The organism is Chitinimonas viridis (assembly GCF_030409555.1).
Taxonomy (GTDB): Bacteria; Pseudomonadota; Gammaproteobacteria; order Burkholderiales; family Chitinimonadaceae; genus Chitinimonas; species Chitinimonas viridis.
Genome location: NZ_JAUFPU010000018.1, coordinates 525,796 through 545,521 on the forward strand (window position 1 = coordinate 525,796; position 19,726 = coordinate 545,521).

The 19,726-nt window shown below is 63.1% G+C and carries 14 protein-coding genes, 2 pseudogenes and 2 riboswitches; of the genes and pseudogenes, 11 read left to right on the top strand and 5 right to left on the bottom strand.

Annotated features, from left to right (window positions below):
• Positions 1-26: 26 nt before the first annotated feature.
• The 4 genes from metF to metK form a co-directional block, all read right to left on the bottom strand.
• Entirely contained in the window at positions 27-854 is an 828-nt protein-coding gene (gene metF / locus QWZ03_RS15640) for a methylenetetrahydrofolate reductase [NAD(P)H] (protein ID WP_290333567.1), read from the bottom strand.
• Positions 855-932: 78 nt separating this feature from the next.
• Positions 933-1,448 (bottom strand): GNAT family N-acetyltransferase, encoded by a 516-nt coding sequence (locus tag QWZ03_RS15645; protein ID WP_284195219.1) that lies wholly within the window; start codon positions 1,446-1,448, stop codon positions 933-935.
• A 154-nt stretch (positions 1,449-1,602) separates the two neighbouring features.
• A complete protein-coding gene (ahcY, locus tag QWZ03_RS15650; protein WP_308446981.1) occupies positions 1,603-3,021 on the bottom strand; it encodes an adenosylhomocysteinase in 1,419 nt (472 codons plus the stop codon).
• Positions 3,022-3,084: 63 nt separating this feature from the next.
• Positions 3,085-3,151, bottom strand: a riboswitch (S-adenosyl-L-homocysteine riboswitch).
• A gap of 61 nt (positions 3,152-3,212) precedes the next feature.
• A complete protein-coding gene (metK, locus tag QWZ03_RS15655; protein WP_290333568.1) occupies positions 3,213-4,382 on the bottom strand; it encodes a methionine adenosyltransferase in 1,170 nt (389 codons plus the stop codon).
• 90 nt (positions 4,383-4,472) lie between these two features.
• Between metK and QWZ03_RS15660 the strand changes: the two genes are divergently transcribed.
• Both QWZ03_RS15660 and QWZ03_RS15665 read left to right on the top strand, forming a co-directional pair.
• Positions 4,473-5,342, top strand: coding sequence for a lysophospholipid acyltransferase family protein (locus QWZ03_RS15660; protein ID WP_290333569.1), 870 nt, complete (start codon positions 4,473-4,475; stop codon positions 5,340-5,342).
• Entirely contained in the window at positions 5,339-6,202 is an 864-nt protein-coding gene (locus QWZ03_RS15665) for a lysophospholipid acyltransferase family protein (protein WP_290333570.1), read from the top strand. The genes QWZ03_RS15660 and QWZ03_RS15665 overlap by 4 nt, the downstream gene beginning before the upstream one ends.
• A gap of 81 nt (positions 6,203-6,283) precedes the next feature.
• Here QWZ03_RS15665 and QWZ03_RS15670 read toward each other — a convergent pair whose 3' ends face one another.
• Positions 6,284-6,934: a protein-L-isoaspartate O-methyltransferase family protein gene (locus QWZ03_RS15670; RefSeq protein ID WP_290333571.1), complete on the bottom strand. Its 651-nt coding sequence runs from the start codon at positions 6,932-6,934 to the stop codon at positions 6,284-6,286.
• 164 nt (positions 6,935-7,098) lie between these two features.
• Positions 7,099-7,194, top strand: a riboswitch (TPP riboswitch).
• 37 nt (positions 7,195-7,231) lie between these two features.
• On the opposite strand from QWZ03_RS15670, the gene thiC reads away from it, so the two are divergent.
• The 9 genes and pseudogenes from thiC (at position 7,232) to hslU (ending at position 19,118) form a co-directional block, all read left to right on the top strand.
• Entirely contained in the window at positions 7,232-9,148 is a 1,917-nt protein-coding gene (gene thiC, locus QWZ03_RS15675; protein WP_290333572.1) for a phosphomethylpyrimidine synthase ThiC, read from the top strand.
• Between the two features lie 136 nt (positions 9,149-9,284).
• Positions 9,285-10,094 (top strand): annotated as a pseudogene (locus QWZ03_RS15680) (DUF1186 domain-containing protein); the annotation flags it as partial.
• 81 nt (positions 10,095-10,175) lie between these two features.
• Positions 10,176-10,256, top strand: a pseudogene (locus QWZ03_RS20925) (SEC-C metal-binding domain-containing protein); the annotation flags it as partial.
• 84 nt (positions 10,257-10,340) lie between these two features.
• On the top strand, positions 10,341-12,923 hold the full coding sequence (locus QWZ03_RS15685; protein WP_290333574.1) for a sensor domain-containing diguanylate cyclase: 2,583 nt from the start codon (positions 10,341-10,343) through the stop codon (positions 12,921-12,923).
• A 90-nt stretch (positions 12,924-13,013) separates the two neighbouring features.
• Positions 13,014-13,337: a rhodanese-like domain-containing protein gene (locus tag QWZ03_RS15690; RefSeq protein ID WP_290333575.1), complete on the top strand. Its 324-nt coding sequence runs from the start codon at positions 13,014-13,016 to the stop codon at positions 13,335-13,337.
• A 154-nt stretch (positions 13,338-13,491) separates the two neighbouring features.
• On the top strand, positions 13,492-15,567 hold the full coding sequence (gene pbpC / locus QWZ03_RS15695; RefSeq protein WP_290333576.1) for a penicillin-binding protein 1C: 2,076 nt from the start codon (positions 13,492-13,494) through the stop codon (positions 15,565-15,567).
• A 144-nt stretch (positions 15,568-15,711) separates the two neighbouring features.
• Positions 15,712-16,968, top strand: a complete 1,257-nt coding sequence (locus tag QWZ03_RS15700; RefSeq protein ID WP_290333578.1) for an STAS domain-containing protein — start codon at positions 15,712-15,714, stop codon at positions 16,966-16,968.
• Between the two features lie 281 nt (positions 16,969-17,249).
• Positions 17,250-17,783 (top strand): ATP-dependent protease subunit HslV, encoded by a 534-nt coding sequence (gene hslV, locus QWZ03_RS15705; protein WP_284195232.1) that lies wholly within the window; start codon positions 17,250-17,252, stop codon positions 17,781-17,783.
• 9 nt (positions 17,784-17,792) lie between these two features.
• Positions 17,793-19,118 carry an ATP-dependent protease ATPase subunit HslU gene (hslU, locus tag QWZ03_RS15710; protein WP_290333581.1) on the top strand — a complete coding sequence of 442 codons (1,326 nt, stop codon included), beginning with the start codon at positions 17,793-17,795 and terminating at the stop codon, positions 19,116-19,118.
• The last annotated feature ends 608 nt before the right edge of the window (positions 19,119-19,726 follow it).

The window sequence follows — 19,726 nt, forward strand, 5'->3', positions numbered from 1 at the left end:
CGCCAGCAATACGGCGCCTGGGCGGGCTACAGGCCCAGTCTTTGCCAGATGGTGGAAACATTGCCGGCGGCGTTGAGCGTGTAGAAGTGCAGGCCTGGTGCACCACCCTCCAGCAGCTTGCGGCACAGGTCGGTGATCACATCCAGGCCCAGCGCCTTGATGGAGGCCGTGTCATCGCCGTAGCTCTGCAGCTTGAGCCGCAGCCAGCGCGGTATCTCGGCCCCGCAGCTGTCGGAGAAACGGGCCAGCTGCGAGAAATTGTTGATGGGCATGATGCCCGGCACGATGGGTAGGGTTACGCCGCGTGCTCGCACTTCGTCAACAAAGGCAAAGTAGGCATCGGGGTTGAAGAAATACTGGGTAATGGCCGAGTTGGCGCCGGCCTGGGCCTTGCGCACGAAATTGGCCAGATCATCATGGGCCGAACGTGCCTGCGGGTGGTATTCGGGGTAGGCCGCCACCTCGATATGGAACCAGTCGCCGTGTTCGCGGCGGATGAATTCAACCAGCTCATTGGCGTAGCGGAATTCACCGAACTCCACCATGCCGCTGGGTATATCGCCCCGCAGCGCGACAATACGATGGATGTTTTCATTACGGTAGATCTGCAGCAACTCGGCCACATTGGCGCGGGTAGCACCGACACAGGACAGGTGCGGCGCAGCAGCAAAACCCTCGGCCTGTATCTCGCGCACGGCAGCCAGCGTGCCCTCCTGGGTGGTACCCCCGGCACCAAAGGTGACGGAGAAGAAGGCCGGCTTGAACTGCGCCAGCTGGCGGCGGGTATTGCGCAGTTTTTCCACGCCTTCGGGCGTCTTGGGCGGGAAGAATTCGAAACTGAAGGTCTGGCTCATGGGATACCCAATCAATGCAATCGTTGAATGAATGCTAACACCGTAAAACAAGCCAGCTAATGAATTCGATGCATGTTCTTATGCAGCAGACCGTGTTTTCTCCAGTATGGTCATCGTCGGGCTGGATGCCAGCCCATCCACCACCATGCCCAATTTGCGAGCGACCGCCAGGGAGGCCAGGTTGGCGGGCTCGATATGCGCCTCCACCCTTGCCACCTGTACCACCTCCAGCGCATAGGACAGCGCCGCCTGGCCCGCTTCGCTGGCATAGCCACGGCCCCAGTAGTCCCGGTGTATCAGCCAGCCAATTTCCATGGCCGGGTAACCGGTCGGGTTGATCAGCCCGGCCTGGCCCACGATCTCACCACTGGCGCGCTCGCGTACCGACCACAGCCCATACCCGCGCAGCAGAAAATGCCCCAGCGCCACGGCAATCTTGTTCCAGCTGCCAGCCCGGTCAAACGTTTGCCCGCCCCGGATATGAGCCATGAGCTCGGGGTCGCCATACATGGCTGCATAGACATCTAGGTGGGATTCAGCCGGCGCCACCAGCTCAAGGCGGTCGGTCTGCAGTACGGGTATGTGCAATTGCATGGTCGCTCCGTCATAGGCTTGCTTGCGCTGGCCAAACAAAACCCCGCACTTGGCGGGGTTTTGTGATCCAGGCGCCAGGGGGCAATCTACCCCAGGCTGCGCCGCTGCGGCAGTGACACAGCCAGGCCAGCACCATCGGTACAGCGCGAGACGATCAATAGCGGTAGTGGTCAGGCTTGTACGGGCCCTGCTTCTGCACACCGATATAGGCGGCCTGGGCATCGGACAACTCGGTCAGCTGCACATTGAGCTTGCGCAGCTGCAGGCGAGCCACCTTCTCATCCAGGTGCTTAGGCAGGGTGTAGACGCCCACCGGGTAGTCGCTATGGCGGGTGTACAGCTCGATCTGGGCTATGGTCTGGTTGGCGAAGCTGGACGACATCACATAGCTGGGGTGGCCCGTACCACAACCGAGGTTCACCAGGCGCCCCTTGGCCAGCAGGATGATGCGCTTGCCGTCCGGGAAGATCACATGGTCAACCTGCGGCTTGATCTCTTCCCACTGGTACTTCTCCAGCGCCGCCACTTCGATCTCGTTATCAAAGTGACCGATATTGCAGACGATGGCCTGATCCTTCATCCGTGCCATGTGGTCATGGGTAATGATGTGGTAGTTGCCGGTGGCGGTGACGAAGATGTCGGCCTTGTCGGCAGCGTAATCCATGGTCACCACGCGGTAGCCTTCCATGGCGGCCTGCAGGGCGCAGATGGGGTCGATCTCGGTCACCCATACCTGGGCCGACAAGGCGCGCAAGGCCTGGGCCGAGCCCTTGCCCACATCGCCGTAGCCGCACACCACGGCCACCTTGCCGGCGACCATGACATCGGTAGCGCGCTTGATGCCATCGACCAGCGATTCGCGGCAGCCGTACAGGTTGTCGAACTTGGACTTGGTCACCGAGTCGTTGACGTTGATGGCGGGGAACTTGAGTTCGCCGCGCTGGTGCATCTGGTACAGGCGATGCACGCCGGTGGTGGTTTCCTCGGTCACGCCCTGGATCTTGCCCAAGCGAGTCGAGTACCAGTGTGGATCGGTCTTGAGCTTGGCGCGGATGGCCGCGAACAGGATGGTTTCTTCCTCGCTGCCGGGCTTGCTCAGCACGGTCTCATCCTGCTCGGCACGGGCACCCAGGTGCAGCAGTACGGTGGCATCGCCGCCATCGTCCAGAATCATGTTGGAGTAGCCACCGTCCGCCCACTCGAAGATGCGGTGGGTGTATTCCCAGTAATCGGCCAGCGATTCTCCCTTGACGGCGAACACCGGGGTGCCGGTGGCCGCAATGGCGGCGGCGGCATGATCCTGGGTGGAGAAGATGTTGCACGAAGCCCAGCGTACCTGGGCGCCCAGTGCCTGCAGGGTCTCGATCAGCACGGCGGTCTGGATGGTCATGTGCAGCGAACCGGTAATGCGAGCGCCCTTGAGCGGCTGAACCGCGGCGAACTCCTCGCGGATGGCCATCAGGCCCGGCATTTCGGTTTCGGCGATGCGTATCTCCTTGCGGCCCCAATCGGCCAGGGAGAGATCGGCAATAACATAGTCGTTGAAGTCAGCCACAGCGTATTCCTTGTGCATGTGGCCGGGTAATGCGGGATGCGGTTCTCACCTGTTTGCATCCCGTGCCCGGCACGGGGGTTGGTCAGGTGAGCGCAGTTTTGAGATACCGGGCCTGGGATCGATCGATCTCGCAACGCTCCCCGGTAAGGCAGCAGTATAAAACAAAACACCCCAGACTGGCTGGGGTGTGGTGCCGATATATCAGCGTATTACAGACCAGCGTCGGCGCGCAGTGCCGCCGCCTTGTCGGTCGCTTCCCAGCTGAACTCCGGCTCTTCGCGGCCAAAGTGGCCATAGGCCGCGGTCTTGCCGTAGATGGGACGCAGCAGGTCCAGCGATTGCACAATGCCCTTGGGACGCAGGTCGAAATGGCGCTGGATCAGCTCGACGATCTTCTCGTTGCTGATCTTGCCGGTCTCCCAGGTATCCACCATGATGGACACCGGCTTGGCGATACCAATGGCGTAAGCCACCTGCACCTGGCATTGGCGGGCAATCCCGGCCGCCACGATGTTCTTGGCGATGTAGCGGCCCATGTAGGCAGCCGACCGGTCCACCTTGCTGGGGTCCTTGCCCGAGAAGGCACCGCCACCATGGGGTGCAGCACCGCCATAGGTGTCGACGATGATCTTGCGGCCGGTCAGGCCGCTATCACCCTGCGGGCCACCGATGACAAAGCGCCCGGTGGGGTTGATGAAGTACTTGATGTCGCCGTTGATCAGCTCGGGCGGCAGCACCGGCTTGATGATGTCCTCGATCACCGCCTCTTTCAGCACGTCGTAGGCGATATCGGGATGGTGCTGGGTCGACAGCACGATGGTATCTATACCCACCGGACGGCCGGTATCGGCGTCGTAGCGCAGGGTGACCTGCGACTTGGCATCCGGGCGCAACCACGGCAGACGGCCATCCTTGCGCAATTCGGACTGGCGCTGCACCAGGCGATGGGCCATATAGATGGCAGCCGGCATCAGGGTGGGCGTCTCGTCGCAGGCATAGCCAAACATCAGGCCCTGGTCACCGGCGCCCTGGTCCAGATCCAGGCCTTGTCCCTCGTTCACCCCCTGGGCGATATCGGGCGACTGCTTGTCATAGGCCACCAGCACGGCGCAGCCTTTGTAATCGAAACCCAGATCAGAACTGTCGTAACCGATCTTCTTGATGGTCTCGCGAGCCACCTGGATGTAATCGACATTGGCATGGGTAGTGATCTCACCTGCCAGCACGCACAGACCGGTATTCACCAGGGTCTCGGCGGCCACACGGGCGTGCTTGTCCTGGGCCAGGATGGCGTCCAGGATGGCATCCGAAATCTGGTCGGCAACCTTGTCAGGGTGGCCTTCCGAAACCGATTCGGAAGAGAACAGGAACTCGCGCATGGATTTTTCCTCTTGTCGCTATGCCACCAGATCGGCGGCGAAATGGGCAACCCGCTAAAATAAGCGGATTAGATTTGAAATGTGATGTGGATGCTGACTCTACTACTGAAGTTCCTCGCCCGATTCCCGCTGCTGGTCCTCCACGCTGCGGGTATTCTCCTGGGCTGGCTGGCATGGCTGTTGGATCGCCGCTATCACCGCCAACTGGCCGACAACCTGCGTCAGTCCGGCTTGGGCGATTATAACGACTTGTTACGCAATAGTATTGCCCAGCATGGCAAGGGGGCGCTGGAGCTACTGGCTGCCTGGGGCCGGCCGGCCGACGCCGTCAGCCGGCTGGTGCGCGAGTGCCAGGGCTGGGAGCACGCCGAGGCCGCCCTGGCTGCCGGCCGGCCGCTGATCTTCGTCACCCCACACCTGGGCGCCTTCGATATCGCCGGCCGTTATGTCAGCGGCCTGCTGCCCTTCCCCATCACCGCCATGTACCGGCCGCCCAAGCTGCGCTGGCTGGAGCCCTTGATGCAGGCCGGCCGCGCACGTGACAATGCGCGCACGGCACCAGCCACCGGGGCCGGCGTACGCCTGCTGATGAAAGCACTCAAGGCCGGCGAGGCCACCGTTATCCTGCCCGACCAAGCGCCCGGCGCTGGCGAAGGCGTGTGGTCACCGTTTTTCGGCAAGCCGGCCTATACCATGACCCTCCTGCCCAGGCTGGCCCAGGCCACCGGGGCCACAGTACTGTTCTTCTTTGCCGAGCGGCTGGACTGGGGCCGTGGCTATAAAGTCCGTATCCAACCCATGCAAGGCGAGTTCACCGGCGACCGGCAGGACGATGCCGCCACCCTCAATGCCAATGTGGAAGCCCTGATACGGCTGGCCCCCAGCCAGTACCTGTGGAGCTACAACCGCTACAAACAACCGGCAGGCGCACCGCCCGCTGTAGAACAAGACAAACAATGATCTGGTTACTCTCCGTCTTCCTCTGGCTGCTGCACTGGCTGCCCTTCCGCGCTGTCGCCCTGCTGGGCAAGGTGCTCGGCAGCCTGCTCTATAGCGTGGCCGGCCGCCGCCGCCGCGTTGGAGCCACCAATCTGCAGCTGTGCTTTCCCCACCTCTCGGACGCGGAGCGCGCGCAACTGCTGCGCCGTCACTTCCAGCTGATGGCCACGGCCATGCTGGAATATGGCTACTGCTGGTATGCCCCGGCGACGCGCTTGCGCCAGTTGGTGCGGGTCGAAGGCATGCAGCATCTCGACGCCCTCAAGGATCAGCCCGTCATCCTGTTCGCCGGCCATTTTGTCGGGTTGGAAATAGGCGGACTGCGGCTATCGGCCGATGTGCCGATGATGGATCTCTACACCCGCCAGAGCAATGCCGGCCTGGATGCCCGCCTGGCCGCCATCCGTGGCCGCTTCGGCGGTAGGCTGGTGGTACGTACCGAAGGCGTACGCCCCATGATCAAGGGCCTGCGCGAAGGCCTGCGGCTCTATTACCTGCCCGACCAGGACTACGGCCCCCGCGACGCTGAATTCCTGCCCTTCTTTGGCGTCAAGGCCGCCACCATCACCGGCATGTCACGCCTGGCTCGCGTCAGCGGCGCCGCTGTGGTGCCCTGCTTTGTCTATCGCGAACTCGACGGCTACCGACTGGTACTCGACGCCCCACTGGCCAACTTCCCCAGCGACGACGCCGTAGCCGACGCCCTGCGCATGAACACCGAGCTGGAAGCCCGCATACGGCTGGCGCCCGAACAGTATTTCTGGCTGCACAAGCGCTTCAAGACCCGGCCCGAGGGCGAGGCGCGGTTTTACGGGGACTAGCCGCTGCACTGGCCATGCACATGAAAAAGCCCGGCAAGCCGGGCTTTTCATGTCTAGCGGATAAGCGTCGGCTCAAGGCGCTCAAAACACAAACCGCGCCGGCTGCGGTGCATTGGCAAACGGCGCCACCACGGTCTCGAACAGCTTGGTGGCGACCACCGAGCCGCCCTGTTTCTGGAACAGGGTGCCGCTCATGGCGGGCTCGTCGCCAACAATGGCGAACAGGCGGCCGCCTTCGGCCAGTTGTTCGAACAGGAACTCGGGCGCCACGGGGTAGGAGCCGGTGGCCACGATCACGTCGTAAGGGCCGTGCTTGCTCCAGCCACGTACGGCATCGCCGGTTTCCACGGTCACATTCTGGATACCTGCGGCAGCCAGGTGTTCAGCGGCCTGCGCGGCCAGGGCGGCGTCGCTCTCCACGGTGTAGACCTGCTTGGCCAGCTTGCCCAGCAGGGCGGCGACATAGCCGGTGCCCGTGCCTATCTCCAGTACACGCTCCTTGCCGGTCAAGGCGACTTCCTGCACCACGCGGGCTTCCAGCTTGGGCGACCAGGTCTTGCGGCCGGGGGCCAGGGGTAGTTCCATGTCCACCAGGGCCATCTCGCGGTGCACGGCGGAGATGAAATCCTCACGCTTGACGACAGACAAGAGCTGGAGCACGGTCAGGTCGAGCACATCCCAGGGCCGTATCTGTTGCTCTACCATATTGAAGCGGGCTTGATCCCAATCCATCTCGTGCATCCTTTCCAGACGAAGGCGCCACCGGACGGGTGGCGACTGCTTGTGTTGTATCAAATCCTTGTAATTATTTCATACTTGCCTTAGCTTCACACGATCTCTGGCTGCATTTGGCAGCCATGACGGTGCCTGGAGACGGTCCATACCGCGGCCGGGCGCCAAGACGCTAGGGGTTCCGCCAGATCGGCGGATGAGAAAAACCCTCAGCACCTGATCCGGTTAACACCGGCGTAGGGAAGCGTCGCACGGCTTGCCCCGTCTCCGCCCCTGCGCCGTTCATAGGAAGCCCGCATGAACGCGCCCAGCAAGTTCCTCTCCCAGACGGCCCACGTCGACGAAGCCTCGGTCCAGCCTTTCCCGGCCTCCCGCAAGATCTATGTAGAAGGCAGCCGGCCCGATATCCGCGTGCCCATGCGGGAAATCAGCCAGACCGATACGCCGACCAGCTTTGGCGGCGAAAAGAATCCGCCTATCTATGTCTATGACACCAGCGGCCCCTACACCGACCCTGCGGTGAAGATAGACGTGCGTCGCGGCCTGAGCCCGCTGCGGGCGCAATGGATAGCCGAGCGCAACGATACCGAGCAACTGGACGGCATGAGCAGCGACTACGGCCGCAGCCGCGAGGCCGACCACAGCCTGGACGAACTGCGCTTCGAGCTGACCCGCAAACCGTTGCGCGCCAAGGCCGGTAGCAATGTCAGCCAGATGCACTATGCCCGCCGAGGCATCATCACCCCCGAGATGGAATACATCGCGCTGCGTGAAGACCTCAAGCGCAAGGACTATATCGAATCGCTGCGCCAGGCCGGCGGCAAGCTGGGTGACCGGATGGTGGAGCTGCTGACCCGCCAGCACCCAGGCCAGAGCTTTGGTGCGGCCATTCCGCAGGACATCACGCCCGAGTTCGTCCGCCAGGAAGTTGCCCGTGGCCGCGCCATCATTCCGGCCAACATCAATCACCCGGAAAGCGAGCCCATGATCATAGGCCGCAACTTCCTGGTGAAGATCAACGGCAATATCGGTAACTCGGCCGTCACCTCCAGCATCGAGGAGGAGGTCGCCAAGATGACCTGGGGCATACGCTGGGGCGCCGACACCATCATGGACCTCTCCACCGGCAAGCACATCCACGAGACGCGCGAGTGGATCATCCGCAACTCGCCCGTGCCCATCGGCACAGTGCCCATCTACCAGGCACTGGAGAAAGTGGACGGCAAGGCCGAGGAGCTGACCTGGGAGCTGTTCCGCGACACCTTGATCGAGCAGGCAGAACAAGGGGTGGACTACTTCACCATCCATGCAGGCGTGCTGCTGCGCTATGTGCCCATGACGGCCAAGCGCATGACCGGCATCGTCTCGCGCGGCGGCTCCATCATGGCCAAGTGGTGCCTGGCGCATCACAAGGAGAACTTCCTCTACACGCATTTTGAGGATATCTGCGAAATCATGAAGGCCTATGACGTCAGCTTCTCGCTGGGTGATGGCCTGCGCCCCGGCTCGGGCTGGGATGCCAATGACGACGCGCAGCTGGGTGAGCTGAAGACCCTGGGCGAGCTGACCCAACTGGCCTGGAAGCACGATGTGCAGACCATGATAGAAGGGCCGGGCCATGTACCCATGCAACTGATCAAGGAGAACATGGACCTGCAGCTGGACTGGTGCGATGAAGCGCCCTTCTACACGCTGGGCCCGTTGACCACCGACATCGCCCCCGGTTACGACCATATCACCAGCGCCATCGGTGCAGCTCAGATAGGCTGGTATGGCACGGCCATGCTGTGCTACGTCACCCCCAAGGAACACTTGGGCCTGCCAGACAAGGATGACGTCAAGGAAGGCATCATGGCCTACAAGATTGCGGCCCATGCTGCGGATCTGGCCAAGGGCCATCCCGGCGCACAGATACGCGACAACGCGCTATCCAAAGCCCGCTTCGAGTTCCGCTGGGAAGACCAGTTCAACCTGGGCCTGGACCCGGACCGTGCCCGTGAGTACCACGACGAGACCCTGCCGCAGCAGGGTGCCAAGGTGGCGCACTTCTGCTCCATGTGCGGGCCGCATTTCTGCTCGATGAAGATCACCCAGGACGTGCGCGACTTTGCGGAGAAGCAGGGTATTGCGGCGGAAGCCGCGCTGCAAAAAGGCATGGAAGTGAAATCCATCGAGTTCGTGCAGCGCGGGGCCGAGGTGTACCACAAAGAATAAGGCGGCTACCGAACATCAAGTCATGGAACCAGGGCTGCGCATGCGGCCCTTGTTCTTTGACAGGCCGGCTACAATTGAAAGCTGCAGCGGGCCTATTGGCCCTGCCCCTATTGATCAGAAAGCTTGTGAACCCCCAATGACCGCCCCCCTACCCGCCCTGACCGCCGAACAGGAAGCCCGTCTGCCGCAGGATTGGCCAACCATTGCTGCACAACTGAGCCATTACCACGGCGAATTCCCGCTGCTGGCGCTGGCTGCCGCCCTGCGCCAGCCTGCCGTGGCTATCCCCGGCCTGGTGGCCGAATTGGCCGATTGCGCGGCCCAGCCAGGCAAGCGCACAGACGACGATGAAGGCTGGATGCTGCACCTGTATGCCATGCACCTGCTGGCGGCCTTGCGCGAACCTGCGGCATTCGCCCCGCTGCTGGCGATGACTCGCCTGGACGGCGAGACGCTGGAGGAATTGCTGGGCGATCACCTGACTGAGGGACTGCCACGCGCCCTGGCCGCCACCTGCCCCGGCGACGAAGCCGCCCTGCAGGCACTGGCAGACGACAGCCAGGCGTATTTCTGGAGTCGTTCGGCCGCCTTGCGGGCGTTGGCCTTGCGCACGCTGGAGGGTGATTACCCACGCGCCAGCCTGCTGGCCTGGCTGACGGAAGCCAGCCAGCGCGAAGCCGAGCGGATGGTGGACCAAGGTTTGCAGCCGGAACAGGGCAGCGCAACTGACTACCTGTCGGAGCTGGTAGTAACGATGGAAGAAATCGGTGCCGCCGAGTTGGCTGAGCAGGTAGCCGAATGGTTTGAAGACGGCCTGGTGGATGACGCCTTCCTGCAACTGGAGGAATCCCAGCAGCGGATGCAGCGCGACTGGGCCACCTGTCAGGCCGAGGAACTGGACCATGGCTGGGGCTACCCCCGCGACATCGCCGCCGAGATCGGCCGCTGGGCCTGCTTCCACCCCGATGAAGATGACGACGAGGATGAGGAAACCGAGCGCGAGCCACAGCAACCCTTCAAGCGCGATGCGCCCAAGGTGGGTCGCAATGACCCCTGCCCTTGCGGCAGCGGCAAGAAATACAAGAAGTGCTGTGGTGCAAACGCCTGATAGCAGGGAGTAGGCCGCGCATGGCGATTGTATTGCACGCCTGGCCGGTGTACACCCAATGCAACCTCTACCCAGATTGCGCAGATGGACTTCTACGCCGACGACAGCCACGTCGCCACACTTGAATCCCGCCTTAGCCTTGGCCAGCTTCTGCTGGAGCAGCGGGTGGAGCTGGCCTGGTTCTTACGCCAGCGAGACAGCCGTCGCGCACTGCAGCTTGCAGACGAGGCCGCCGCCGCCCTGCCACCAGGCCATCCACTCCATGCCAGGCTGGATCTGCTGCGGGCCGAGGTAGCGGGCCTGTTGGCCGAGTTCGAGCGGTCCACGCAACTACTGGCGCAGTCCAAGAGCGCCTTCGAGGCTGCGCACGACGCACTGGGGGTAGGCGACAGCTATATGCTGTCCGCCCTGCTGGCCGCCCTGCGGGGCGACAATAGGGGCAACCTCGCCGCTGCCGGCCTGGCCGCCCAGGCCTATGGTCTGACGGAAGACCTGGAACGCAGCCGTATTGCTGCCGCCTGGGCCGCCCAAGCCAGCGTCTATGCCGCCCCCGACAGCACGCTGAGGCGCCTGGCCGAAGCCCGGGCACTCGCGCCTTGGCCATCGGCGCCGGTGGCGACCCTGCTAGGTCTGGCCGAAGCGCTGCGGCAGTTCGATACCGGCGAACAGATGCAGGCCGCCGCCCAGCTGATGACCCTGGCCACACAGGCAGGCCAGGCCGGCATGGTGCATATGCGCATACGCATAGGCCTGTCGCTGGCGGCCGCGCTTTCCAATGTCGACGACAACGACAACGCCTATGCCTGGACCGACCAGGCCCTGGCCCTGGCACGGCGGGCCGGCTGGCCGTTGGCCATAGGTGATGCCCTGGCACTGCTGGGTAGCCTGGCGCGGGAGACCGGCCAACTGGATCGCTCGCTGCTGCTGCTCAAGGAGGCCGTGGAATGGCTGGGCATTGCACCGGAATCCCGTGGCAATGTACTGGCCCACGCTTATCTATCGCATTCGGAACTCGATGCCGGCCATGCCGAACAGGCACTGCTGACCGCCCAACGGGCCGAGCAGCTGGGACGGCCCGTTGGCGCCTGGGCCGGCGTGATCGACGCCATGACGGTCGCCGCCAGGGCGCAGGCCATGCTGGGCGAGGTTGATACAGCCCGCTCGCTGGCGCAGGAGGCCCTGCTGCTGGCCGAACAGCATGAGCTGCCGATGTGGCAGCCCGACATCTATCGTGCCCTGGCCGAAATACACTGCAACCATCCCAGGCCCAATGAGCAGCAGCTGCCCATGACCTATCTGGAGCGGGCACTGGAACTAACCGCCAAGCAGGGCAATGACAAGGAGCAGCTGGAGATACTGGATGCGCTCTCCAGCGCCTGCGAGCGCGCAGGCGATTACGCCCGGGCCCTGCGTTACGAGCGCCGGGCGCGCGAGCGACTGGCGGTGACGGAGCAGCGCCGTTTGAGCAATCGCATGGCGGCCCTGGAAATGCGCTATCGCGGCGAGCAGCAGCGCGAAGAGGCACAGCACCAGCGCATGCTGGCCGAGGCCGAAGCAGCCAGGGCGCAGGAGCTGAGCACCTCGCTGCAGGTGCTGGAAAATCTCGGCCGCATCGGTCGCGAGATCACTGTCAACCTCGATCTTTCCAGCGTGCTGCAAACCCTGGTGGCACACCTGGGCAAGCTGGCACGGGTCAGCTATGTAGGCTTGTCGGTACTCGATGCGCAGGGCCGGTTGCTGATACGGCGCGGCGTGGAGGATGGACGACCCATGCCGGAACGGCGTGTCTCGCTGGACGACCCCAACTCCAAGGCAGCCCAATGCGCCCGCGAGCGGCGCGAGATACTGCTGGAATACGCGGCCGGGCAGCGGGCGGCTTCCCATATCCCTGGCACCCGCGAGATGCACGCCTCCTGGTTCGGCCCCCTGCTGGTGGGCGAAGACCTGGTAGGCGTGCTGACAATACAATCAGCCGAAGAACATGCTTACGGCGCCCGTGAGCAGCTGATCTTCCGCACCCTGAGTGCCTATGTGGGCGTGGCCGTTTCCAATGCCCGCGTCTATGCCCGCCTTGGGGAGCAGCATGCCCGGCTGGCCGAGGCAGAGGCCGAGATGCGCAAGCTGGCCACCACCGATGCCCTGACCGGCATACCCAACCGCCGGCATTTCCTGGCCGCGCTGGATGCAGAGGCCCGCCGCAGCCAGCGTAGCCAGCGGCCCATGGCTGTGGTGATGGCCGACATCGATTACTTCAAGGCCATCAACGACACCCTGGGCCATGCTGCCGGTGATGCCGTACTGGTACATGTGTCGAAACTGCTGGACGACAACAAGCGCACCATAGACACGGTAGGCCGGCTGGGCGGCGAGGAATTTGCCATCCTGCTGCCTGAAACCGATGTGGACGGTGCCGCCGAGGTGGCCGACCGGCTGCGCCGCCTGATACTGAGCGATGCCACCCAATGGCAGAACCAGCCCATCGCCGTCAGCATGAGCTTTGGCTGCGCCGCCTTACCGGCCCAATTGCCAGCGGAAGCCACCGACCAGGCCGCCACCGAGTTGTTGCAGGCAGCAGACCGGGCGCTATACCAGGCCAAGAATGCCGGCCGAAACCTGACAGCGCTACTGCGCGATGGCCAGGGCGAGCTGTATAGCGCGGCGGAGTAGGCTGGTGGTACGGGATATTTTTAATGCGTGCCCCCGAACGGCCAGCCCGGTTAACATCACGGTCTTCGCCGCACTTTACCTAGACAAGCCATGAAGCAACTCTCCCCCACCGAGCTGGCCAGTTGGCTGGCCGATACCCAGACACCGGCGCCCCTGTTGCTGGATGTACGTGAAGCCTGGGAATACGCGCTATGCCATATCGCCGGCTCGGAAAACCGCCCGATGAACAGCATACCGACCACCGTTACCGAACTGGACGCCGAGCGGCCTACCGTGGTGATCTGCCATCACGGCATGCGCAGCTATCAGGTTGCTGCCTTTCTGGAGCGTGCCGGCTTCGACGACATCTACAACCTGGCAGGCGGGGTTGCCGCCTGGGCGGATGCTGTCGAACCCGCCATGGCACGCTACTGAAAACCGCAAAAAAAGCGGCGCGATCAAAAGATCACGCCGACAAGCTTATCCTGTTGGGGAGACAGGATACGAGGAGCAGTACGCGATGAAGCGGAGCAACACTTCGCGCAACACTGCCTCCGACCGTGCCTGGCAGCCCGGGTTCCGTAATTTTATGACGGGCTTGGTTCTGCTGGGCCTGGCCGCTTGCTCCGTCCCGCCGCCGCCCACCAGCGTGCAGCAGGCATGGCGTAGCTCCGAGGCCCTGCTGCTGGACCGGCATGGTCAGCCCCTGCAACAGACTCGGGTAGACAAGCAGGCACGGCGGCTGGCATGGGTGCCACTCAAGCAGTTGCCGGCCGAACTGGGTAGCAGCGTACTTGCCGCAGAAGACCGCCGCTTTCAGGAACACGGCGGCGTGGACTGGCTGGCTCTGTTTGGGGCTGCCCGCGATACCGCCGGTGGCGATACCCGTGGTGCCAGTACCATCACCATGCAGCTCGCCGGCCTGCTGGACGACAGCCTCAGCCCCGCCGACGGCCGCCGCAGCCTCTGGCAGAAGATTATGCAGATGCGGGTGGCCGGCCACCTGGAAGCCGATTGGAACAAGCCCGAGATACTAGAGGCCTATCTCAATTTGGCACCGTTCCGTGGCGAACTGGTAGGTATTGATGCTGTCAGCCGGGTGCTGTTGGGCAAGGCGCCCAGCGAGCTGGATCAACGCGACAGCCTGATCCTGGCCAGCCTGCTGCGCGCCCCCAATGCCAGACCGGAGCGGGTAGCCCAACGGGCCTGCGCCCTGGCGCTGAGCCTGCCCAGGCCACCGGCCTGCCCGGCACTACGCGCCTACACCCTGGCCGTGTTGAATGCGCCACAGCAGCCCTTGCCCGGCCCCGCAGACAGCCCCGAGCTGCTACCCCAATTGCAGCCGCAGGCCGGCCAGCAATTGCGCACCACACTGGATGCCCGCTTGCAGCGCCAGGTCCGCGCCCAGTTGCGCGAACAACTGGCGCAGCTGTACGGCCGCAATGTGCGCGATGCCGCCGCCGTGGTACTCGATAATGCCAGCGGCGAGGTATTGGCCTGGGTAGGCACACCCGGCGCCGGCGGCAGCGCCCGCTTTGTAGACGGCGTCCTGGCACCCCGCCAGGCCGGCTCCACGCTCAAGCCCTTTCTCTATGGCCTGGCCATGGAACGGCAGCTGATCACGGCCGCCACCCTGCTGGACGACAGCCCGGTTGCCCTGGCCACCCCGGCCGGCCAATATGTGCCGCAGAACTATGACCGCAGTTTTCGCGGCCCGGTCAGCGTACGCACTTCCCTGGCATCCTCACTCAATATCCCGGCTGTACGCACCTTGCTGCTGGTGGGCCTGGACGACTTCCACGGCCGGCTCAGGCAGTTGGGGTTGCAGCTGGATCGTCCCGCTGCCCACTATGGCTACGGCCTGGCACTGGGTTCGGCCGAGGTCAGGCTGATCGACCTGGCCAATGCCTATCGCAGCCTGGCCAACGGCGGCCAACTCAGTCCCTGGCGCCTGGTTGCCGCAGCGCCCGTGCCTGGCAGGCAGGTCAGCGACCGCGCCACCAGCTGGCTGGTGGGCGATATCCTGGCCGACCGCAGCGCCCGCGCCGCCGCCTTTGGTTTCGACAACGCGCTCGCCACCCCGGTATGGGCGGCCGTCAAGACCGGCACCAGCAAGGACATGCGCGACAACTGGGCGGTGGGTTATACCGCCCGCCATACCGTAGCCGTGTGGGTGGGCAATGCCGATGGCGAAGCCATGTGGGATGTCTCCGGCGTCAGCGGTGCGGCGCCGGCCTGGCGGGCCATCATCGCCCTGCTGGGCCAGCCAGGCGAGCCACCCGGCCCGCCAGCCGGGCTGGAGCAAAGGACGTTGCGCTACCTGCCTGCCGTCGAAGCCCCCAGGCAGGAGTATTTTCTGGCCGGCACCGCCACCGATACGGTGGAATTGACCGGCAACCAACCGGGCCCAGCCATTGTCTACCCCGCAGAGGGCATGATCGTGGCGCTGGACCCAGATATCCCCGCTGCGCGGCAACGCATATGGTTACGTGCCAGTAATGCAGAAGGCTTACACTGGTCATTGGATGGTCAGCAGCTTGGGCGCGCCGACACCGATCTGGCTTGGACCCCCAACCCAGGCAAGCATCAACTGGCGCTGCAAGATGCCCAGGGGCGCACAAAAAGGCAGGTTATATTTCAAGTACGCGGTCAATATGGCCGATAAAGAAGAGTCATCAAGGCAAAAAACGCCGACAAATGATGCAATAAGCATACTTTGATACAATTCCGGGCTAAACATCGTTCGGCGCAAGCAGTAGAATCGGCACACCGTGCGGCTTTGCACAGGTAATCGGGGTCAGAATCTGTGGTGTTTTCCTTCTTCAAGAAAAAAGATGCAGAGCCGGATGAGCCGCTGCCCAGGCAGCCGCGCATTATCCAGCCCAAGCCTGTAGCGCCGCCTCCCGGCGCACAGGCAGGTGGTTCGTCGTCCAGCAAGGAAGAGGCCGAAGACCAGCGCGAATTACCGATACTGGATTTCACCACCATAGGGCCGACCACCATCTCGGGCGCCCGTATCGATGTCGTCGAATCCAGCGATCAGCTCTCTCCGGCCATGGAGCAGGCTGCCATCAGCTTCGCCAATGACCAGATAGACGACGCCATCGGCATCCTGGCGGCCGATATCGAGACCACCGAAGGACAGCATGCCTTCGATACCTGGTTGATGCTGTTCGACCTGTACCAGATGCGCAATCGCCGTGCCGAGTTCGACGAACTGGCCATGAAGTTCGTGGTGGTCTACGAGCGCAGCGCCCCGGTCTGGCGCGATACAGACACCAGCAAGCCCAAGCCGGCGGCCACGCCGCAAGCCAAGGCTGGCGGCCCATATTTCCTGTTCCCGCAGAAGGTGATAGCCGACGGCATCGAAGTCCTGCTGGATCAGCTGGAAAAGCACACACAAGGCGGTGTGGCGGTTAGGCTGGATTTCGGCCGTATTGAAGACATCGAACCGGCCGCCGCCGCCGCCATCGTGGCGCGCTGGGTAAAATTCAAGAAAAAGAAAGCCAAGTTCCAGCCCACCGGTGGCCCAGCCCTGGCGGAAAAGCTCAAGGCCCGCATCGAGGTCATGCGCAAGGTCGACGACGAGGCCCCCTACTGGCTGTTGCTGCTGGAGATATTCCAGTTGCTGGGCTTGCAGGAAGATTTCGAGAACACGGCAGTGGATTACGCCGTGACCTATGAGATGTCGCCGCCATCCTGGGATGCCACCGCCAAGACCAAGACCGTCGCCGAAGTCGCTGCCGAAGAAGCCAAGCTGCGTGCCGAGGCCCCGCCGCCTGAGCCGGTGCTGGATGCCTACCGTTTTGATGGCGCCATCATCTCCGCCACCGAAGCGGTGTTTACTGCGCTCAATACCTACGCCAACAGCCATGACGAAGTCCGCATCGACTTCTCCCATGTGCCACGGGTGGACTTTGTCAGCGCAGGCATGCTGATGAACGTGCTGGTAGGTCTCACAGCCCAGTCCAAGCGCGTCACCATCTTTGGCGCCAATGAGCTGATCGTAGCGCTGTTCCGCATCATGGGCATCTCGGATGTCGCAACGATAGTCCGCAAGAAGTAGCCTGCAGCGACCCCTAAGCCCGCGCCCTTCTGGCGCAGCGCGGGGTATGGCCTAGCTGTAGCAACCGGATACTAGGCTTAGCGCCTTATTCTAAGAGTCTTAGCGCCTGTATCCCTGCCGCCCACCGGCAGGGAGTCTCATCGCTACGCCGCCGTGGCGCAGGTGGTGTGCATTGCGTAGACCGATCCGGGCTCCTCCTACCCAACGTCACGCAGTGCTTGCATTTTCTCCGGCCAATCCCATCTTAGAAACTATCGTTTCACACCAACGGGATTCCCCCTATGCAGCAATTCGACGGCACCACCATCGTCTCGGTGCGCCGCGGTGATCTGGTCGCGCTCGGCGGCGACGGCCAGGTCACCCTGGGCAACGTGGTCATCAAATCCACCGCCCGCAAGGTACGCAAGCTTTATCACGACAAGGTGCTGGTTGGCTTTGCCGGCGGCACGGCCGATGCCTTTACGCTGTTTGAGCGGTTCGAAGCCAAACTGGAGAAGCACCAAGGCCATCTGCTCCGCTCAGCGGTGGAGCTCGCCAAGGACTGGCGTACCGACCGCATGCTGCGCCGGCTTGAGGCCATGCTGATCGTGGCCGACAAGACAGCCACCCTGGTGATCACTGGCAATGGCGATGTGCTGGAACCGGAGCAAGGCATTGCTGCCATAGGTTCAGGCGGCGCCTTTGCCCAGGCGGCGGCCCGCGCCCTGTTCGAGAATACGGCACTGGCACCGGCCGACATCGTCAAGAAGTCGCTGGAGATAGCCGGCGACATCTGTATCTATACCAATCAGAACCACCTGATCGAAACGCTGTAAGGCCACGCTATGACCCAGATGACTCCCCAGGAAATCGTCCACGAACTGGACAAACATATCGTCGGACAGCATCGGGCCAAGCGCGCCGTGGCCGTCGCCCTGCGCAACCGCTGGCGCCGCCAGCAGGTGGCCGAACCCCTGCGCAGCGAGATCACCCCCAAGAACATCCTGATGATAGGCCCGACCGGTGTGGGCAAGACCGAGATCGCCCGGCGCCTGGCCAAACTCTCCAATGCCCCCTTCATCAAGGTGGAGGCCACCAAGTTCACCGAAGTGGGCTATGTGGGCCGCGATGTGGACAGCATCATCCGTGACCTGGTGGAGATGGCGCTGAAGCAGACCCGCGATATTGCTACCCGCCGGGTACGGGCGCTGGCCGAAGATGCTGCCGAAGAACGCGTGCTCGATGCCTTGCTGCCACCACCGCCAGCCCAGTTCGGCATCCATCCGGCCGCCACGCCGGAGAACAGCGAAACCCGCCAGAAATTCCGCAAGATGCTGCGCGAGGGCAAGCTGGACGACAAGGAAATCGAGATTGAAGTGCTGGATGCCCAGATGAGCACCGAGATCTTTGCCCCGCCCGGCATGGAAGACCTGAGCAACCAGATACAAAGCATGTTCCAGGGCATGGCACAGCAAAAGCGCAAGACCAAGAAGCTCAAGGTGGCTGACGCCCTCAAGCTGCTGGTGGACGAGGAGGCCAGCAAGCTGGTCAATCAGGACGACCTCAAGGCCGAGGCGCTGGCTGCGGTGGAGCAGAACGGCATCGTCTTTATCGATGAGATAGACAAGGTCACCAGCCGTAGCGAGGGCCAGGGCGGCGAGGTGTCGCGCCAGGGCGTGCAGCGCGATCTGCTGCCGCTGGTGGAGGGCACCACGGTCAGCACCAAGTACGGCATGATCAAGACCGACCACATTCTGTTCATCGCCTCAGGCGCCTTCCACCTGGCCAAGCCCAGCGACCTGATACCGGAACTGCAAGGGCGCTTCCCCATCCGGGTGGAACTGGATTCGCTGAGCGTGGCCGACTTTGAGCAGATATTGACCGGCACCGACGCCTGCCTTACCCGCCAATACCAGGCCCTGCTGGCCACCGAATCGGTCCAGCTGGACTGGACCGATGACGGCATCCGCCGGCTGGCCGAGATTGCCTACCAGGTCAACGAGAAAACCGAGAATATCGGAGCCCGCCGACTGTACACCGTGATGGAAAGACTGCTGGAAGAAGTGGCCTTTGGCGCCCTGGCAGGCCAGGTCACGGTAGATGCGGCTTTCGTAGATAGCCGTCTGGGTGAGTTGGCGCAGTCCGAGGATCTGGCCCGCTACGTATTGTGAGAGCCCGTTAGGGATTCAGGTCATTGCTGGATGGTGAGGGCAGTGCAGGCGCCAGGGCAACCCTGGCGCTAAACGCCTGCGCAGTCTGAACCAGTAGGCTCTTCCTTGATTTATTCCAACTCCCCCGCCCTCGCCGCCGCGCGGGAGCCTCGCTAACGCTCGATATCTTTCTGAATGAGCTTCAGCGCCTGTTTTGGACTCAATTCATATCAGGGTGGTGAGGGCAGCGCAGGCGCCAGGGTAACCCTGGCGCAGGACGGCACTCGGCGCTGCCGTTTCATCGCGCAAACAGATAGGCAAACAGAGGGTGGCAAGGGTCACCCTCTGTCATTTATCCCGCCTGCCAGCTATTCGCACCACGATTTCTACATGTCGTCGCCTTCCGCGTTCCTTGCGTGCTGGCTTTTGCCAAGATACGCCTATCGAAACACAACGCCACTACCAAGGAGCTACACCATGAAGACCCAGACCCAAGACCTGATCGTTCGCCTGACCACCGCTGCCTCCGTTGCCATGGTCATGCTGGTTACCCTGCAAGGCATAGGCAATGTGTCGCAGCACCGCATCGAACGCAGCCTGGCCCAGGACGCAGCGAAGACCGCTACTGT